This is a genomic window from Defluviimonas sp. D31 (genome assembly GCF_033436765.1).
Lineage (GTDB): Bacteria > Pseudomonadota > Alphaproteobacteria > Rhodobacterales > Rhodobacteraceae > Albidovulum.
On record NZ_JAWQFN010000006.1, the window covers coordinates 103,662 to 121,107 of the forward strand.

Here is a 17,446-nt window from a genome sequence, read left to right on the forward strand (position 1 = left end):
CGTGACATCACGAGCTCATCTCTCGCCGGACGCCGCCACGGTCCGGATCCGGACGCTGGCGATCGGCTTTGCCGCCGCCGCCGCGGTCGGCGCGTCGGTACTGATCACCGACGCCGGATTGCAGGACGGGTTCCAGGTCTGGGACGCCATTCGCACCGGCCTGATCCTGCTGACCACCGGCTGGCTGGCCTGGGGCGCCGCGCTGGCGCTGACCGGGCTCCGGCCGCGCCGGCGCTCCGCCACGATCGCATCGGTGAATTCGGATGCTGCGACGGTGGTGCTCGTTCCGATCTGCAACGAGGATCCGGTCGCGACCTTCGCAAGGATCGCCGCGATGGACCGCTCGATCCGTGACGTGGGGCTGAAGCTCGACATCGTGATCCTGTCCGACACGCGCTCCGCCGAGGGGCAGGCGGCCGAGCATGCGGCGTACCGCCTGCTGATCGCCGAAACCGGCGGCGCCGATCACATCTACTACCGCAACCGCAGCGACAACCGCGGGCGCAAGGCCGGCAACGTCGAGGATTTCATCCGCAGGTCCGGCGGCGCCTATGACTATGCGGTGACGCTCGACGCCGACAGCCTGATGTCCGGCGAGGCGCTCGCCGCTATGATCGCGCGCATGGATGCGGATCCGAAGCTCGGTCTCCTCCAGACCCTGCCGCGGATCATCGGCGCGCGCAGCTTCTTCGGCCGCGCGATGCAGTTCGCCGCGGCGTTTCACGGCCCGGTCTTTACCCGCGGGCTCGAACGGATGCAGGGGGCGACCGGCCCCTACTGGGGTCACAACGCGATCATCCGCGTCAACGCCTTCGCGCAGTCCTGCGGCCTGCCGGAACTGTCCGGAAAGCCGCCGCTCGGCGGTCACATCCTGTCGCACGACTATGTGGAAGCCGCCCTTCTCGCCCGCGGCGGCTGGCGCGTGCTGGCCGACAGCGGCATCAGCGGCTCCTACGAGGAGGGGCCGGAAAACATCCTCTCCTACGCCAAGCGCGACCGTCGCTGGTGCCAGGGCAACCTCCAGCACATGCGGCTTCTCTTCGCGCCGGGCCTCGCCGGGTGGAGCCGCTTCGTCTTCGTCCAGGGCATCTTCGCCTATCTCGTCTCGGTCCTCTGGGCGGTGTTCCTGGTCAGCACCGTGGCGGGCACCGTGCTGGCGCCCGAGCCGGACTACTTCCCCAACACCTACCAGCTCTTCCCGGTCTTCCCCTCCGACCGGAGCCGCGAGATCACGGCGCTGGTGCTCGGCATCATCGGGCTGCTGATCATGCCCAAGTTCGCCATCCTGACGAAATCCGCCATCACCGGGCGCACCCGCGAGTTCGGAGGATCGGCGCGCGCGCTTGGATCGGTGGCGGTCGAGATCCTGCTCACCTCGGCGCTCGCCCCGGTCATGCTGATGTTCCAGTCGCGGGCCGTTTTGCAGGTCCTCTCGGGGCAGGATGGCGGCTGGCCGGCCAACGCGCGCGGCGAAGGCGCGCTGACGCTCGCGGAGGCGGCAAGGGCCTCCGGCTGGATCGTCGCGACCGGGCTGATCGTCCTCGCGCTGACGTGGCAACTCGCCTTCGACCTGCTGCCCTGGCTGCTGCCGGTGGCGCTGCCGATGATCGCCGCACCGCTGCTGATCTCGTGGTCGTCGCAACCCGTCGGCCTGCGCCACTTCAGCGTTCCCGAAGAGGAAGCCGCACCGCCGGTCCTCGCCAGCTTCCGCGAGATTCACGGCCGCTGGCTCGGGACCGTTCACGACACCACGGCCGCCGAAACCCTGCCGAACGAGGCGCTTCATGTCCCAGCCTGACACGCAGACCGCAGGCCGCACCCGGCGCCCGCGCGATCCCCGGATCGACCTGTTCCGGGGCCTGCTCCTGGTGATGATCTTCATCGATCATGTGCCGGGCAACTGGTACGAATACCTCACGCTCCGCAACCTCGGCTTCACCGACGCGGCCGAGAGCTTCTTCGCCATGTCGGGCATGGCCGCCGGGCTGGCCTATACCGCAGGAATCGTACGCTGGCGCGAGATCGGGGTCTGGGCCGGGATCGCTCCGGTCTGGAAGCGGGCCTGGGTGCTCTACCTGAGCCACATCTTCCTGACCATGGCCGGCATCGCGATCTTCGCGGCGGCGGCCGAGATGTACGGGCTGACCGAGCTTCTGACCAAGAACAACCTGCGGCAGGTGTTCGAGAACACCTCGCAGACGCTTCTCGGCATCGTGGCGATGGGGCACCAGATCGGCTATGTGAACATCCTGCCGGCCTATTCGGTGCTGCTCCTTGCGGCGCCTTTCGCCATCCATCTGGCCCTGCGCGCGCCGCGCGCGCTTCTGGCCGTCTCCATTGCGCTGTGGTTCGCCACCGGGCTCTTCCGCCTCAACATCCCCGCCTATCCCAACCCCGGCGGCTGGTTCTTCAACCCCTTCGCCTGGCAGCTCATCTTCACCGTCGGGCTCCTGACGGGCGTCGCCCTGCGCGACGGCGAACGGTTCGTGCCCAAGAGCCGGGCGCTGTTCGGTCTGGCGGCGGGCTGGCTCGTCTTCGTCTTTGCCTGGCGCTATGTGCCGGAAGTGGGATCGACCATGAACGGCGTCATGGCACGGCTGCAGTCCTACGGGCTGCCGTTCCACATCACCTCCCACGACAAGACCTATCTGCCGATGCTGCGGCTCCTGCACGTCCTGGCGCTCATCTACGTCGTATCGTGCCTGCCGGTCATCGCGCGGCTGAGCGCCCACAGGTTCGCCGAGCCGCTGCGCCTGATGGGCCGGCAAGGTCTGCTCGTCTTCTCCGCGGGCACGCTGCTGTCGCTCGCAGGGCAGGCGCTGCTCCGCTATTTCGACGGCGTGGCGATCGTGCCGTGGCTCTACATCCCGGCCGGCACGCTGGCGCTCTGGGGCATCGCCTGGCTCGGCGACTGGAAACGCCGAGCGGCGCAGCCTTCTGCCTCGAACGGCGACAAGTCCGACGTGCTTTCCGCGACGCGGTCGGCGAAACCGCGGTTCTGGCGCGGACGCGCCGCGCCGCAGCCGACGACGGGATACGACGTTCCCGCCGTCGCCGGATAGCCCTGCGAAGATACCCAACGAAGACGCCGCCTAACCCCGTTCCCGCCGCCGCGTCAGCGACCAGATCCCGAACGCCGCCGCCGCCAGCGTCACCGCCGCGGCGGCGAGCGTGAACCGCCCGAGCGCCGGCGCCACCGCCGCCCCGTCGAGCAGCGCGGGCGCCAGAAGCACCCCGAACGCCACCGCGAGCGCCAGAGCGACGCCGGCCATCAGCGGGCGCAGCGCCCGGTTCCGCGCCGCGCGGCGGGCGGCGCGCAGCAGGCCCGCGATATCCTGCTGCACGGCCATCAACGCCGGCACCACGAGCAGCACGAGGAACATCCCGAAGCCGAGCCCGTAGCAGAGCGTGATCACCGTCGGCTTCAGGAACTGCGCCTGCCGCGAGCCCTCGTAGAGCAGGGGCGCGAGGCCGAGCACCGTCGTCGCCGTGGTCAGCATGACCGGCCGGAGCCTGTCGGCCACAGCGTCGACCACCGCCTCGGCGAAGGCGCGGCGGCGGGCATAGTCGTCGACCGTGGTGATCAGCACGATCGCGTCGTTGATGATGATCCCCGACATGCCGATCAGCCCCACGACCGAGAACATCGACAGCGGCAGTTCCCAGGCCGCGTGGCCATGGATCGCGCCGATGAGCCCGAAGGGGATCACCGCCATCACGACGAGCGGCCGGGTCCAGCTCGAGAAGATCCAGGCCAGCACCGCATAGATCCCCGCCAGGGCCGCGGTCAGCCCGAAGAGCGCGTCCGAAAGGAACGTGTCCTCCTCCGCGCGCAGCCCCGAAAGACGGTAGGCGACGCCGTAATCCTCGGCGAGCCGCGGCAGGACCTCGGTCTCGAGCGCGTCGGCGATCTCGGTGGCGCGTTCCGGCGAATCCTCCGAAAGATCGCCGGTCACCGAGACCACCCTTTGCCCCATCTCGCGCCGGATCGTCGAGAAGCCGCTGCGGGCCGTCACCGTGACGATGTCCGAAAGCGGCACATAGGCCCCGGCCGCGCTGCGCAGGAGCGTGCGGTCAAGGAAGTCCGCGCTGAGTTCGCGTTCCGGCAGTTCCACCCGGATCTTCGCGGTGCGGGTGCCGGCGGGGAAGGTCGCGGCCTCGATCCCGCTCAACCGGTTGCGGAGCTCGCGCCCCAAAGCCTCGACCGTGAAGCCGAGCGCGCGGCCCTGCGGCGTCAGCTCGAGCACCAGTTCGTCCTTGTCATAGGGCAGGCTGTCCTCGAGCGCCGAGACCTCGGGGAAGGGGGCAAGCGCCCGCTTCAGCGCCTCGGCCGCCGCCTTCAGCGTGTCGGCATCCGCCCCGCTCAGCTGGACGTCGAGCGCGGCACCGCCGGGCCCGTGGCGCCAGCTGCGGTAGGACAGCTCCTCCAGCATCGGATGGCCGGGCGCGGCCTCCTGCAGGTCGGCGGTGAACTCGAAGGCCGACCAGCTCCTGAGGTCGGGATCGACGAGGTCTATCGAGATCGAGCCGAGATGGTCCGGGTCCTTGGTCTCGGCGCTGGCGAGCCGCGGCCAGGAATTGGCGCCAACCTCGGCGATCACGTAGTCGAGCGGCTCGACCCCGAACTCGTCCCGGTACTTCGCGGCGACCGTCTCGACGCTTTCCTGGAGCGCGCGCATCACCTCGATACTATCCTGGCGGGTGGCGCCTGGCAGCATCGCGAAATTGCCGGTGATCGAGGCGCGTTCCGGCCGGTCGAAGAACCGCCAGTAGACATCGCCGCGAATGAACTGACCGACCTCGAAGGCGAGCAGCGCCAGCGCCGCCGCGAGCACCGGATAGCGCGCGGCGATTACCGCGCGGGTGAGCCGGCGGAACAGCCGGTCGCGGACCCAGGCAAGGCCGCTGTTCATCACCCGGCTCGGCGCGTCGTACCAGTGCCCGCGCGCCGCTTTCGACAGCGAATGGGCCATGTGGTTCGGCAGGATCAGGAAGGCTTCGAGCAGCGAGGCGATGAGGACGACGCTGATGGTGAAGGGAATGTCCTCGATCAGGTCGCCGAAGCGGCCCGAGATCGCGGTGAGGCCGAGAAACGCGATCACCGTGGTCACGGTCGAGGAGAAGACCGGCGCCGCCATCCGCCGGACCGCGGTCTCGGCCGCGGTGAACGGCGCCTCGCCCAGTTGCCGGACCCGGAAGTCGGTGTGCTCGCCCACCACGATCGCGTCGTCGACGACGATGCCGAGCGTCAGGATCAGCGCGAAGAGCGAGATCATGTTGAGGGTCAGGCCCGAGGCATGCATCAGCGCCACCGCCGCGAGCATCGCCACCGGGATCCCGGCCGCCACCCAGAAGGCGGTCCGCGCGTTGAGGAACAGAAAGAGGAGTGAGACCACCAGCGCGAGCCCCATCGCGCCATTGTTGAGCAGGATGTCGAGCCGGGCGCTGATATCGTCGGACCGCACCCGGATCAGGTCGATCGTCACGCCGGCGGGCAGCGACGGCCGCATTGTCTCGGCCACCGCCTCGACAGAGCGCTGGATCGCGATCGCGTCGCCCTCGGCCGAGCGGTCGACGCGCAGCACGACCGCGGGCGCGTCGCCGACGAAATAGGCATGGACATCGGTGCCGCCCGCGACGTTGATCCGCGCCACGTCGCCAAGCGTCAGCGCGGTGCCGTCGGGCTCGGAGCGCAGCACGATCGCCCGAAGCGTGTCGGGGCTCCGCCGTTCGGTCCCGGTTCTGAGCCGCGCCGCGCCGCCGCCAAGCTCGCCCGCCGGATCGGCCTCGGCCTCGGCGCCGACCCGCTCGGCGATCCCGGAAAGCGTCAGGTCATGGCGCATCAGTTCGAGCGTTGGCACCTCGATCACCACCTCGGGCGCGGCGAGCCCCTCGACCGAGGCGCGCGTCACCCCGGCCTCGAAGAGCCGCGCCAGAAGCTCGTCGGCGAGCCGCGTCAGCTGGTCGGGCGCCACAGGCCCGGTGAGCACGAGGTTCGTGACCCGGTCGCGCCAGGCGCTGCGCCGCACCTCGGTCCGCTCGGAGTCGTCGGGCAGGCCGGTCACGGCGGCGACCGCCGCCTCCACCTCGTCCACCGCGCGGCCGAGATCCCAGTCGGGCTCGAATTCCAGCGTCACCGTGGCCACGCCCTCGCGCGCGACCGAGGACACCTCGGCCACGCCCTCGACCGCGATCAGCGCCGGTTCCAGAAGCTGGACGATGCCGCGGTCGACATCCTCGGCCCCGGCCCCCTCCCATTCGGTGGTGACGGTGACCTCCTGGATCACCACGTCGGGGAAATACTGCGCCCGCATCCGCGGCAGGGCGGCGAGCCCGGCGGCGATGAAGAGCACGAGGACGAGGTTCGCCGCCGTCGCGTGGCGGGTGAAATAGGACAGGATCCCGCCCGCGGCACCCAGCCTGTCGCGTGGCGCGGCCACGGCCTCAGCCCCCCATCCGCGATTCGAGGCGCTCGACGATCTCGGCCGGCACCCGGTCCTCGCGAAGCCTGGCGAGCACGCGCGCCTTGGCCTCGTCGGCCATCGCGGTCGAATTCTCGACGAAGGCGATGAGCGCCGCGCGGCGCTCCGGCGTGAGGTCGATCAGCGCCTCGCCCGCCACCCCGGTCGCCGCCCCGCCGCGCACCGGCCGGACCTTGATGCCCGCGCCGAGGAGCGCGGTGCGCTCGACCACGATCTCGCGGCCCTGAAGCGCGTCGACGGCGAGGATCACGTCGTCGCCCTGGCGCCGGAGCAGCTCGACCGGCACCGCTTCGAGCCGGTCGTCTGGTCCGAGCGCCAGCACCGTGCCGTCGGAGCCGACCGCCACCGCGGGCACCAAAGCCACGCCGTCGAGCGGTGGCTCTGCGATCCTTATCGTCACGAAATCGCCCGGCCGGAAGCCCGGCGCGTCGCCGAGCGTGGCGAAGACCAGCCGCCCGCTGGCACCCTCCCCGACCGCCGCATCGACCCGCGCCAGCCGCCCCCCGGCCGTGAGATCGGCACCAAAGACGTCGAGCGCGGCCCGGACCGGCAGCGGCCGCAGCCGCCCGGTCTCGTCGATCAGCCGCGCGTATTGCGCGGTGGAGACCCGGAAGGCGACCTCGAGCGTCGTCGGGTCGATCAGCTCGCCGAGCTTCTCGGTCTTGGCGACAAGCCCGCCCGCGACCACCGTCACCCCGGACAGAACCCCCGAGAAACCGGCCCTGAGCTCGGTTTCCGCGAGCCGCCGCTCGGCCTCGGCCAGCGCGAGATGCTGGCGGTCGAGCGAGGTCGCCGCCCGGTCGACGCGGCCCTCGGCCTCTGCGAGCGCCTGGCGGCGCGAGACGATGGCCTGTCGGGCGTTCGACATCGCAAGCTCTGCCGTTTCGAGATCGGCCGCCGTGCCGATGCCACGCCCGGCCAGCCCGGTCTGCCGCTCAAGCGCCTTGGCCCGGAGCGCCGCCTGCGCCTTGGCGGCGTCGAGATCGGCCTGCGCAAGCTCCAGCGCACGAGCCGCGTCGCGCACCTCGGCCTCGGCCTCGCGCAGGCCGGTCCGCGCGAGATCACGCGCCGACTGAGCATCGGCGGGGTCGATCCGCACCAGGAGCTGGCCCGCCGCGACCACCGCGCCGTCGGCGAAATCGGGGGCGAGCTCGACGATCTGCCCGGCGGCGGCGGCCCGGAGCTCCAGCTTGCGGCGGCTCCTGACCTCTCCGAACACGGTCATCTCCGGGGCGATGCGCCCGGGCTCCAACGCCATCACCCGCGCGGTGAAGACCCGCTCCTCCGCCGGGCGGGCGCTGCCCTTGTCGGCATTGCGCGCCTCGAACGCCGATCTGAGCGTGGCCCCGGCCACCGCCAGAAGCGCGATTGTCAGCGCAAGAAGGAACAGCCCGGCAAGGCTGCGCAGGAGAAATCGCATCGGTTCCCGTTTCGTTGCCCCGCGGCGCAGAAATCCTAGACCCGGAGCGCAAATCCTCCAAGTCCAAAGGGTTGAACGCGCGAAGCCGTTACTTCCGTCGCAGATGCTCGTCGAGGCGCGGCATGATCTCGACGAAGTTGCAGGGCCGGTGGCGGTAGTCGAACTGCCACTTCAGGATCTCGTCCCAGGCGTCCTTGCAGGCGCCGGGGCTGCCCGGCAGCGCGAAGAGATAGGTGCCGCCCGCGACCCCGCCGCAGGCACGGCTTTGCACCGCAGATGTGCCGATCTTCTGCATCGAGACGATGGTGAAGACGGTGCCGAAGGCCTCGATCTCCTTCTCGTAGACGGCGCGGTGCGCCTCGACCGTGACGTCGCGCCCGGTGAGCCCGGTGCCCCCGGTCGTCAGGATCACGTCGACCTCCGGATCGGCGATCCAGTCGCGGAGCCGCGCGGCGATCCGGTCACGCTCGTCCTGCACGATATCGCGGTGGGCTAGGCGGTGCCCGGCTTCGGTCAGCCGCGCCACCAGAGTGTCGCCGGAACGGTCCTCGGCCATCGACCGCGTGTCCGAAACGGTGAGGACGGCGATGCGGACCGGGATGAAGTCCTTGGTGTCGTCGATGCGGCTCATGTCCTGTCCTTGAGGCGGGCCCTGATGTCGAGAAGATCGGCCCAGGCCTCGCGCTTGGCCGCCGGGGTGCGCAAGAGATAGGCCGGATGGGTCATCGGCATCGCCGGGCGCCCGAAGGCCTCGGTCCAGGTGCCGCGCAGCCTGAGGATACCGCGCTTGCCGAGCGCGGCATCGCAGGGCGTGTTGCCCATCAGGACGAGGATATCGGGGTTCACGAGCTCCACATGCCGCTTCACGAAGGGCAGCATCATCGCGATCTCGGCCGGGTCCGGGTCGCGGTTCTGCGGCGGCCGCCAAGGCATGACATTGGTGATGTAGAGCGCCTCGTCGGCGTGATGCGCGGTCCGGGCAAGCCCGATCGCCGCGAACATCCGGTCGAGAAGCTGGCCGGCGCGGCCGACGAAGGGCCGCCCCTCCATGTCCTCTTCGCGCCCCGGCGCCTCGCCGAGGATCATCACCCGCGCCTCGGGGTTGCCGTCGGCGAAGACGAAGTTGCGCGCCCCCTTCTTCAGCTCGCAAAGCTCGAACGCCGCCTGGGCCGCGGCCAGTTCCTCAAGGCTCCCGGCCCGCGCCGCGGCCTCGGTCGCGGCGGCGACCGGATCGGCCTCCGGCTCTGCCGCCACCGGGGCGTCGGGTGCGGCCGGGGCCGAGGGCTTCGGCGCCTGGGCCGCGATCTCGTAGCGGTTGACCGGGGCCTCGCCGATCGGCTCGTCCGCGCCAAGCTCGATCTGCCAGTCGAGCAGCGCCTTGGCGGCGTGGAAATCCATATGGGCGAGGGCGGTCTGCATGGCCGCCAAGCTAGGGCCGCGGCACGACGGGGGCAAGCGCCCGCTTTGACCGTTGCCCCGCCCGCGTCCATTTGCCATAAGCTGGCGCGAAACGGGACCGGAGCACCACATGACTTTCCGCGCGCGTCACCTCCTTGGCATCGAACACCTGGCCCCGGAGGAGATTCGCACCGTCCTCGATCTCGCCGAGAAATATGTCGCGCTGAACCAGCGCACGGTGAAACAGGCCGACTCGCTGAAGGGCATGACCCAGATCAACATGTTCTTCGAGGCCTCGACCCGCACCCAGGCCTCCTTCGAGCTGGCCGGCAAGCGGCTCGGCGCCGACGTGATGAACATGGCGATGCAGCACTCCTCGGTGAAGAAGGGCGAGACGCTGATCGACACCGCGCTGACCCTGAACGCGATGCACCCGGACCTTCTGGTGGTGCGCCACCCCGCCTCGGGTGCCGTCGATCTCCTCGCCCAGAAGGTCAACTGCGCGGTCCTGAACGCGGGCGACGGACGCCACGAACACCCCACCCAGGCACTGCTGGATGCTCTGACGATCCGCCGCGCCAAGGGCCGGATCCAGCGCCTCACGGTGGCGATCTGCGGCGACATCGCCCATAGCCGGGTCGCCCGCTCGAACCTGATCCTTCTGGGCAAGATGGAGAACCGCATCCGCCTCATTGGCCCGCCGACGCTGATGCCCTCCGGCGTCCGCGACCTCGGCTGCGAGGTCTACGAGGACATGCGCGAGGGGCTGAAGGACTGCGACGTGGTGATGATGCTGCGCCTCCAGAAGGAACGCATGGACGGCGGCTTCATCCCCTCCGAGCGGGAATACTACCACCGCTACGGGCTCGATGCGGAGAAACTGGCCTATGCCAGGGAGGACGCCATCGTCATGCACCCCGGCCCGATGAACCGCGGGGTGGAGATCGACGGCGAACTCGCCGACGACATCAACCGGTCGGTGATCCAGGACCAGGTCGAGATGGGCGTCGCGGTGCGCATGGCCTGCATGGACCTCCTGGCGCGGAACCTGAGGACCGAACGCGGCCGGCAGGCGGCGGGGGTGATGGCATGACAACCCTCATCACCAATGCCCGCCTGATCGACCCCGAGGCCGGAACCGACGCGCTCGGCGCGGTGCTGATCGAGGACGGCGTCATCGCCCGCGTCTTCGACACGCCCGACGGGATGCCCGACAAGAGCCCGACACTTCGCCGACTGGATGCCGACGGCAAATGCCTCGCCCCCGGTATCGTCGACCTCGGCGTCAAGATCGGCGAGCCGGGGGAGCGTCACAAGGAGTCGTTCCGCTCCGCCGGCCTCGCGGCGGCGGCGGGCGGCGTCACCACGATCATCGCCCGGCCCGACACCCATCCCGCCATCGACAATCCCGAGACACTCGAATTCGTTACCCGCCGCGCCGCCGAGGCGAGCCCGGTCCGGATCCGCCACATGGCGGCGCTGACCAAGGGTCGCGAAGGGCGCGAAATGACCGAGATCGGTTTCCTCCTCGACGCCGGCGCCATCGCTTTTACCGATTGCGATCATGTGGTTACCGACACCAAGGTGCTCTCCCGCGCGCTCACCTACGCGCGGTCGCTCGGTGCCCTGGTGATGGGCCATCCGCAGGAGCCGATCCTGTCGGCGGGTGCCGCCACGACCAGCGGAAAGTTCGCCTCCCTGCGCGGCCTGCCCGGCGTCTCGCCGATGGCCGAGCGGATCGGCTTCGACCGCGACATGGGCATGGTCGAGATGACCGGGGTGAAGTACCACTTCGACCAGATCACCACCGCCCGCGCCCTGCCGCCCCTCGAACGCGCCAAGAAGAACGGCTTCGACGTGACGGCGGGGACCTCGATCCACCACCTCACGCTCAACGAGTTCGACGTCGGCGACTACCGCACCTTCTTCAAGGTCAAGCCGCCCCTGCGGTCGGAGGACGACCGTCTCGCGGTGGTGGAGGCCGTCGCGTCCGGCCTCATCGACATCATCTCGTCGATGCACACGCCGCAGGACGAGGAATCGAAGCGCCTTCCTTACGAGGATGCGGCCTCCGGTGCCGTGGCGCTGGAGACCTTCCTGCCGGCGGCGATGCGGCTCTACCATGCCGGGCAGCTGACGCTGCCGCAGCTCTTCCGGGCGATGGCGCTCAACCCGGCGAAACGGCTCGGCCTGCCGCAGGGGCGGCTCGCGGAGGGCGCGCCGGCCGATCTGGTGCTCTTCGATCCCGACACGCCGTTTGTGCTCGACCGCGCGAAGCTGCGCTCGAAGTCGAAGAACACGCCGTTCGACGGGCAGAGGATGGAAGGCAGGGTGCTCGCGACCTTCGTCGGCGGGCGGCAGGTCTTCGGGGCGGAGGATTGGAATGCCTGAGATCACCAGCGGCGCGGCGGCGCTCATCCTCGCCGGAGTTCTTGGCTACCTGCTCGGCTCGATCCCGTTCGGGGTGGTGCTGACCCGGCTGATGGGGCTGGGCGATCTGAGGAAGATCGGCTCGGGCAATATCGGCGCCACGAACGTGCTCCGGACCGGCAACAAGGGGGCGGCGCTTGCGACGCTGATCCTCGACGGCGGCAAGGGCGCGGCGGCGGTCCTCGCCGCCCGCGCGCTGGCCGGCGAGGATGCGGCACAGCTTGCCGGCCTCGCGGCCTTCCTCGGCCATCTTTTCCCGGTCTGGCTCGGCTTCAAGGGTGGCAAGGGCGTGGCGACCTTCCTCGGCACGCTCCTCGCGCTCGCCTTGCCCGTCGGCCTCGCGGCCTGCGCGACCTGGCTCGCCACCGCCGTCGTCAGCCGCATCTCGTCGCTCTCGGCTCTGGTCGCGGCGGCGCTGGCGGCGGTCTGGGCGGCGCTCCTTGGCCATGGCGACATGGTGGTGCTGATCGTCCTCCTCGCGATCCTCGTCTTTGTCCGTCACGCGCCCAACATCGCGCGGCTGAGGGCGGGGACCGAGCCGAGGATCGGCGGCAAGAAGTGACCCGTGACCCGTTCCGGGCGGCGCTGGACGCGATCCCGGAGGGCTACAGCGAGGGCTGGTTCGAAGGCCGCCGCTACCGGATCGAGAAGACGCTTCTCGCCGGTGGCCGCAGCGTGAAGCTGGTGGCGCGGGAACTGGGCGGGCAGGATTACATCAGCCTCAACCTTTACGCGCTTGAGAACGGCGACCGGCTGAAACCTTGCGAGATGGCCGAGGCCAAGGTGCGCGCCTTCGTCACGGGCGTCACGGTCGAGCGGGACTGACCCCTTTACAAGCGATACCTCCCGAGAGAGGCTTCGCGCGTCAGGAAGGGTGCTCGATCATGGATTTTCAAACCGCCGTTCGCACATGCTTTTCGAAATACGCGACCTTCTCGGGCCGCGCCCGTCGGGCCGAGTTCTGGTGGTTCACCCTGTTCAACTTCCTCGCCAACATCGTCCTTGGCGTGGTCGACGGGATCGTGTTCGGCTTCGGTCACGGCATGATGGAAACGGCGCCTATGCAGCCGCTCTCCTCGCTTTACGGGCTCGCCGTGATCCTGCCGTCGCTGGCCGTCGGCGCACGCCGGTTGCATGACACCGGCCGGTCGGGCTGGTGGCTTCTGATCTGGCTGATCCCGATCATCGGCTGGATCATCCTGATCTGGTGGTTCGCGACCCAAGGCGAGGAGGGGCCGAACGATCACGGCCCCGATCCCCTCGGCGGCGGCTACGGTCCGTCCTCGATCCCGCAGGTGCGGCGTCAGTAGCTGTATTCGGCGTAGATGCGGTAAAGATCACCGCCCCATTCGCCGTGATACTTCTCCAGAAGCTCGTCGGCCGGCACCTTGCCGGTCTCGATGCTCTCCTGCAGCGCGTTGAGGAAATGGGTCTCGTCCGGCACCATGCCGCCGGCGCCGGGCCGGGCACGGGCCTTGAGCCCGGCCTCGGCGATCGCCACCACCTCGCGGGCGAGGTCGTGCATCCGCACGCCGTGGGTTTCCGCCTGCAGCCCGTCGACCGAGGCCGCGACGCGCAGAGCCTCGCGCGTCTGCGTGTCCCAGCCCTTGGCGATATCCCAGGCGGCATCCAGCGCCGTGCCGTCATACAGAAGCCCGACCCAGAGCGCGGGCAGGGCGCAGAGCCGGCGCCACGGGCCGCCGTCGGCGCCGCGCATCTCGATGAACTTCTTCAGCCGCGCCTCGGGGAAGATCGTGGTGAGGTGGTCGGCCCAGTCCGAAAGCGTCGGCTTCTCGCCCGGCAGCGCGGGCAACTCGCCGTTCAGGAAATCGCGGAACGACTGGCCGAGCGCGTTGATGTACTTGCCGTCGCGATAGACGAAGTACATCGGCACATCGAGCGCGTAGTCGACATAGCGCTGGAAGCCCATGCCGTCTTCGAAGACGAAGGGCAGCGTGCCGGTGCGGGCCGGGTCAAGGTCGCGCCAGATCCGGCTCCGCCAGGACTTGTGGCCGTTTACCTTGCCCTCGAAGAACGGCGAGTTGGCGAAGAGCGCGGTGGCGACGGGTTGCAGCGCCAGCGCCACGCGCAGCTTCTTGACCATGTCGGCCTCGGAGCCGAAGTCGAGGTTCACCTGAACCGTGCAGGTGCGGTACATCATCTGTGTGCCATGCGTACCGACACGGCCCATGTAGTCGGTCATCAGCCGATAGCGCCCCTTGGGCATCATCGGCATCTGGTCATGCGTCCATTCGGGCGCGGCGCCGAGGCCGATGAAGCGCGCGCCGATATCGTCGGCGACGCTCTGGACGTCGCGCAGATGCGCGTTCACCTCGTCGCAGGTCTGGTGGATCGTCTCCAGGGGCGCGCCCGACAGCTCGAACTGGCCGCCGGGTTCGAGGCTGATGTTCGCGCCGTCCTTGGTCAGGCCGATGATGTTGCCCTGCTCCTCGATCGGGTCCCAGCCGAAGCGGTCGCGGATGCCTTCCAGCATCGCCTTGATCGAGCGCGGCCCGTCATAGGGCAGGGGCTTCAGCGTATCCTTGCAATAGCCGAACTTCTCGTGCTCGGTGCCGATGCGCCAGTTGTCTGTCGGCTTGCAGCCGGCTTCGAGGTATTCGGCAAGCTGCTCGAACCGCTCGACAGGGCCTCCGCCGGATTGGGGTATGGACATGGGGGCCTCGATCTTCTGGCTGACAGGGACGCATAGACCTGTAGTGCCATGCGCGCCGAGTCAAGCCTACGGCGCGCGGATTGTCTGTGCGAAAACATGACATTTCGTGATCGCTTACCGACTCGGCAGCGATAGGTCGGCGCGTTTCCACAGGGGCAGGGTCTCGACGCCGCGGTCGAGCGCGGCGGTGAGGGCGGCCATGTCGATGCCGGGAAGGGCCGCGAAGGCATCGTAGAGCTTCTCCGCCCCGGCCGCGTCCACCGGCACCGTCAGGACCTCGCCCGAGGCGGTCCGGAGCCGCCATTGCCTCGTGCCGTGGAACTCGGTGAGCCGGACCTCGACCAGGTCGGCCAGCGCCACGAAGCCGCCGAAGCTCGGGCCCCAGTAGCCGACCTGCCCCTCGTCGACCTCGACCACGCCGGGGGCCGCGACCGAGCGCAGGAACCGCAGCCGGCGGAGCGCGATCACCCCCCAGCCGAGCGCCAGTGCGGCGCCGATCACCCCGAGCCCCTGCAGGAACCAGCCGCCGAGCCAGAAGAGCCAGAGCGCGAAAAGCCCCGTGGCGGCGGCCGAGATCACCTCGCGCCAGCGGCCGAACTGCGCACGGACTTCGGGCCGGATCAGGCTCATGAGCCCTCTCCGTCGAGCGGGTGCCAGGGCTGCGGCTCCGCCGCGCCCGGCTCGCGCCGGTCATAGGGGGCGCGGATGGGCTCGAACGTCATCTCGGTGAAATCGCGGATCAGCACCAGGTCATTCCCGCGGCGCCGGTGGAGCCGGCCGCCTATCGTGTCGTAGAGCGACAGCGCGGGATCGGGCGGCAGCTCGCGCAGGAAGGCGCGTTCAGCCTCGGCCTTGGCGATCTTCGCCGGGCGCCCGTCCGCCGTGCGAAGCCCGGTCGGGCAGTCCTTGTCCGGTGTGCGCTGGTAAAGCCGCACGAGCCCCTCGTCGCGGCCGATCACGTCGGCGCCGCCGATGGCGACATAATGGACATTGTCAAGAAACCGCCCGCCGCCGCCCCAGGTGCTGCCCTCGGGAAAGAGCGACAGCGCGGTAAAATAAGGCGGCCGCGACAGCGCGGAATAGGCGCCTTCACTCACGCCCGACCAGTCGCCGTTCAGCGCGAAGTAGAGGAAATGCCGCCCGTCCGGCGAGAGGTCGCAGTGTTCGGGATAAACCTTGTGCTTCAGCCACTGGCCGTCCTCGAACCTGTCGGTGTCGCGATGCCAGAGGATCAGCCGGAACTGCTTCGACGGCCCCTGCCGCAGGATCACCGCGCGGTCGTTGTCGCGGGCGAAATAGAGGTGCAGCCGGACGACCGGATCCTGGGTCACCGCCAGTCCCCCAGATGCGCCTGCCAAAGCGTGATCGCCGCCAGCGCGGCCGTCTCGGCGCGCAGGATGCGCGGGCCGAGCGCGACCGGGCGGATGTAGGGCAGCGCCCGGAGCCGTGTGCGCTCGGTCTCGGAGAAGCCGCCCTCGGGCCCAGTGAGGATCGCCCAGGGACCGGGGGCGAGGCCCGCGAACGTCGTCGCGGCGCCGGCTTCGGATTCGTCGGCCCAGAGGATGCGCCGTGCCGGGTCCCAGCCGGCCAGCACGCGGAAGAGCGGCGCCGCGTCCTCGACCGCGGGCAGGGAAAGCGCGCCGCATTGCTCGGCCGCCTCGCGGACATGCGCCTCGGCCTTGTCGCGGCGGAAGCGTTCGGAATTGGTGAACCCGGTCAGCACCGGCTGGAGCCGCGCGACGCCCAGTTCCACCGCCTTCTCGACGATGAAATCGGTCCGCGCCTTCTTCACCGGCGCGAAGAGGAGCCAGAGATCGGGCAGTCCGGTCTGCGCCCGTGTCGCCTCAAGGCAGAGAAGCGTTCCGCGCTTCTTCGCGGCCTCGCTGACCTCGGCCAGCCATTCGCCGTCCTGCCCGTTGAAGAGCAATACCTGCGTCCCGACGCCCTCGCGCATCACCCCGAAAAGGTAATGTGCCTGGGCCTCGGTCAGGAGAACCGATTGCCCCGCCCCGAGCGGCTGGTCTACACAGATCCTGATCTTCGCCAATGCCATGAGGCCGACCTTATGAGTGCGCCCGACGAAACGCCAGAGCCCGCCGGACAGGTCGCCGACGCGGTGAAGGGCAACTGGGTCGACCGCCACGCGCCGGAATTCGCGCGCCCCTATCTGAGGCTCTCGCGCGCCGACCGGCCGATCGGCACCTGGCTCCTGCTGCTGCCCTGCTGGTGGGGTGTCGCGCTCGCGGCGGCGCAGGATGGCTGGCGGCCCGGGGATCTCTGGATCATCCTCGGCTGCGCGCTCGGCGCCTGGTTGATGCGCGGGGCGGGCTGCACCTGGAACGACATCACCGACCGCGACTTCGATGCCGCCGTTGCGCGCACCCGGTCGCGGCCGATCCCCTCGGGGCAGGTCAGCGTGAAACAGGCGCTGGTCTGGATGTTCGCGCAGATGGGGCTCGCCGCGCTCATCCTCTTTTCCTTCAACTGGGTTGCGGTCCTGCTCGGGGTCTCGTCGCTCGGCCTTGTCGCGATCTATCCCTTCGCGAAACGGTTCACCTGGTGGCCGCAGCTCTTTCTCGGCCTTGCCTTCAACTGGGGCGCAGTCCTCGCCTATGCCGCCCATTCGGGGCGCGTCGAATGGCCCGCGGTCCTGCTCTATGCCGCGGGCATCGCCTGGACGCTTTTCTACGACACGATCTACGCCCACCAGGACAAGGAGGACGACGTGCTGATCGGCGTGAAGTCCACCGCCCGGCTATTCGGGGCGGCGACCGGCAAGTGGCTCGGACTGTTCCTGATCTCGACGGTGGCGCTGATGACCGCGGCGATTCTCGCGGCGATCCTGCCGGCGGCGGGGCCGGTGAAGCTTGCGGTCGCCATGGTCGCGCCCTGGGCGATGGGGTGGCACCTCCTGTGGCAGATGCGGCGGCTCGACATCTCCGATTCAGGCAACTGCCTGACCATTTTCCGGGCCAACCGCGACACCGGCCTGATCGCTGCGCTGTTTCTTGCCGTGGCCGCGTTCCTGTGATTGATCCCGCA

16 protein-coding genes are annotated in these 17,446 nt (G+C 69.6%); 8 read left to right on the forward strand and 8 right to left on the reverse strand.

Translation table 11 applies throughout. The annotated features are described in order from the left end of the window. Position 1 precedes the first annotated feature (1 nt). Positions 2 to 1,798, forward strand: coding sequence for a glucans biosynthesis glucosyltransferase MdoH (gene mdoH, locus R5H32_RS12450; RefSeq protein WP_318339005.1), 1,797 nt, complete (start codon positions 2 to 4; stop codon positions 1,796 to 1,798). Then, the gene (locus R5H32_RS12455) at positions 1,785 to 3,062 is read left to right on the forward strand and encodes an OpgC domain-containing protein (protein ID WP_318339006.1); all 1,278 of its coding nucleotides are present in this window, start codon (positions 1,785 to 1,787) and stop codon (positions 3,060 to 3,062) included. The genes mdoH and R5H32_RS12455 overlap by 14 nt, the downstream gene beginning before the upstream one ends. A 30-nt stretch (positions 3,063 to 3,092) precedes the next feature. Here R5H32_RS12455 and R5H32_RS12460 read toward each other — a convergent pair whose 3' ends face one another. From R5H32_RS12460 to R5H32_RS12475, 4 genes are all read right to left on the reverse strand, one after another. Beyond that, on the reverse strand, positions 3,093 to 6,440 hold the full coding sequence (locus R5H32_RS12460; protein ID WP_318339007.1) for an efflux RND transporter permease subunit: 3,348 nt from the start codon (positions 6,438 to 6,440) through the stop codon (positions 3,093 to 3,095). Positions 6,441 to 6,444: 4 nt separating this feature from the next. Further along, the gene (locus R5H32_RS12465; RefSeq protein ID WP_318339008.1) at positions 6,445 to 7,902 is read right to left on the reverse strand and encodes an efflux RND transporter periplasmic adaptor subunit; all 1,458 of its coding nucleotides are present in this window, start codon (positions 7,900 to 7,902) and stop codon (positions 6,445 to 6,447) included. 88 nt (positions 7,903 to 7,990) lie between these two features. Next, positions 7,991 to 8,533: a molybdenum cofactor biosynthesis protein B gene (moaB, locus tag R5H32_RS12470; RefSeq protein WP_318339009.1), complete on the reverse strand. Its 543-nt coding sequence runs from the start codon at positions 8,531 to 8,533 to the stop codon at positions 7,991 to 7,993. Next, the gene (locus R5H32_RS12475; RefSeq protein ID WP_318339010.1) at positions 8,530 to 9,321 is read right to left on the reverse strand and encodes a uracil-DNA glycosylase; all 792 of its coding nucleotides are present in this window, start codon (positions 9,319 to 9,321) and stop codon (positions 8,530 to 8,532) included. Before R5H32_RS12475 ends, moaB begins: the two co-directional genes overlap by 4 nt. Before the next feature lie 109 nt (positions 9,322 to 9,430). Here R5H32_RS12475 and R5H32_RS12480 point away from each other — a divergent pair, with 109 nt between their 5' ends. From R5H32_RS12480 to R5H32_RS12500, 5 genes are read left to right on the forward strand one after another with little or no spacing between them, the layout of a single operon-like run. Further along, positions 9,431 to 10,393 carry an aspartate carbamoyltransferase catalytic subunit gene (locus R5H32_RS12480; RefSeq protein WP_318339011.1) on the forward strand — a complete coding sequence of 321 codons (963 nt, stop codon included), beginning with the start codon at positions 9,431 to 9,433 and terminating at the stop codon, positions 10,391 to 10,393. Then, positions 10,390 to 11,691 (forward strand): dihydroorotase, encoded by a 1,302-nt coding sequence (gene pyrC, locus R5H32_RS12485; protein ID WP_318339012.1) that lies wholly within the window; start codon positions 10,390 to 10,392, stop codon positions 11,689 to 11,691. The genes R5H32_RS12480 and pyrC overlap by 4 nt, the downstream gene beginning before the upstream one ends. Beyond that, entirely contained in the window at positions 11,684 to 12,292 is a 609-nt protein-coding gene (plsY, locus tag R5H32_RS12490; RefSeq protein ID WP_318339013.1) for a glycerol-3-phosphate 1-O-acyltransferase PlsY, read from the forward strand. Before pyrC ends, plsY begins: the two co-directional genes overlap by 8 nt. Continuing rightward, entirely contained in the window at positions 12,289 to 12,555 is a 267-nt protein-coding gene (locus R5H32_RS12495) for a hypothetical protein (protein ID WP_318339014.1), read from the forward strand. Before plsY ends, R5H32_RS12495 begins: the two co-directional genes overlap by 4 nt. Positions 12,556 to 12,614: 59 nt before the next feature. Then, a complete protein-coding gene (locus R5H32_RS12500) occupies positions 12,615 to 13,040 on the forward strand; it encodes a DUF805 domain-containing protein (protein ID WP_318339015.1) in 426 nt (141 codons plus the stop codon). Here the strand turns inward: R5H32_RS12500 and R5H32_RS12505 are convergent. From R5H32_RS12505 to R5H32_RS12520, 4 genes are all read right to left on the reverse strand, one after another. Continuing rightward, on the reverse strand, positions 13,034 to 14,404 hold the full coding sequence (locus tag R5H32_RS12505) for a glutamate--cysteine ligase (protein ID WP_318339016.1): 1,371 nt from the start codon (positions 14,402 to 14,404) through the stop codon (positions 13,034 to 13,036). The genes R5H32_RS12500 and R5H32_RS12505 overlap by 7 nt on opposite strands. A 114-nt stretch (positions 14,405 to 14,518) precedes the next feature. Further along, positions 14,519 to 15,034 carry a hypothetical protein gene (locus tag R5H32_RS12510; RefSeq protein WP_318339017.1) on the reverse strand — a complete coding sequence of 172 codons (516 nt, stop codon included), beginning with the start codon at positions 15,032 to 15,034 and terminating at the stop codon, positions 14,519 to 14,521. Next, positions 15,031 to 15,735 carry a hypothetical protein gene (locus R5H32_RS12515; protein ID WP_318339018.1) on the reverse strand — a complete coding sequence of 235 codons (705 nt, stop codon included), beginning with the start codon at positions 15,733 to 15,735 and terminating at the stop codon, positions 15,031 to 15,033. Before R5H32_RS12515 ends, R5H32_RS12510 begins: the two co-directional genes overlap by 4 nt. Then, entirely contained in the window at positions 15,732 to 16,457 is a 726-nt protein-coding gene (locus R5H32_RS12520; protein WP_318339019.1) for a 16S rRNA (uracil(1498)-N(3))-methyltransferase, read from the reverse strand. The genes R5H32_RS12515 and R5H32_RS12520 overlap by 4 nt, the downstream gene beginning before the upstream one ends. A gap of 12 nt (positions 16,458 to 16,469) precedes the next feature. On the opposite strand from R5H32_RS12520, the gene ubiA reads away from it, so the two are divergent. Further along, on the forward strand, positions 16,470 to 17,435 hold the full coding sequence (ubiA, locus tag R5H32_RS12525) for a 4-hydroxybenzoate octaprenyltransferase (RefSeq protein ID WP_318339020.1): 966 nt from the start codon (positions 16,470 to 16,472) through the stop codon (positions 17,433 to 17,435). Positions 17,436 to 17,446: the final 11 nt, after the last annotated feature.